Origin of the sequence: Stenotrophomonas maltophilia group sp. RNC7 (genome assembly GCF_030910085.1) — a bacterium.
GTDB lineage: Bacteria > Pseudomonadota > Gammaproteobacteria > Xanthomonadales > Xanthomonadaceae > Stenotrophomonas > Stenotrophomonas sepilia.
In genome coordinates this window covers 1-492 of record NZ_JAVFVN010000966.1, presented here as the reverse complement: position 1 = coordinate 492, position 492 = coordinate 1, and the positions used below count along the sequence as shown (strand labels likewise).

The 492-nt window shown below is 61.2% G+C and carries 1 protein-coding gene; it reads right to left on the bottom strand.

Going from position 1 to position 492, the window contains the following annotated elements:
* Nucleotides 1–492 (bottom strand): molybdopterin-dependent oxidoreductase (locus RCF13_RS25130; RefSeq protein WP_308141637.1); only part of this gene is annotated, 492 nt, incomplete at both ends.

Below are 492 nucleotides of genomic sequence, written 5' to 3'. Positions count from 1 at the left end.
AAGTCCTCGCGCACGATGTAGGAAAAGTCGGTGTAGTTGCGCACGTACTCGTGCTGGATCTTGTCGTGATCCAACAGGTACTTGATGACGCCACCCAGGAAGATGATGTCGGTGCCGGTGCGTATGGGCGCGTAGAAGTCCGCCACGGATGCCGAGCGCGTGAAGCGCGGATCCACGACGATCAGCTTCGCCTTGTTATGGGCTTTCGCTTCCGTGACCCATTTGAACCCGCACGGGTGGGCCTCGGCGGCATTGCCGCCCATGATCAGTACTACGTCCGCGTTCTTGATGTCGACCCAATGGTTCGTCATCGCTCCACGGCCAAACGTCGGGGCAAGACCTGCCACCGTCGGGCCATGTCAGACACGGGCTTGGTTGTCGAACGCCAGCATCCCCATGCTGCGCACGGTCTTGTGCGTGATGTAGCCGACCTCGTTGCTGCTTGCCGAGGCGGCCAGCATGCCGGTGGTCAGCCAGCGGTTGACCGTCTTG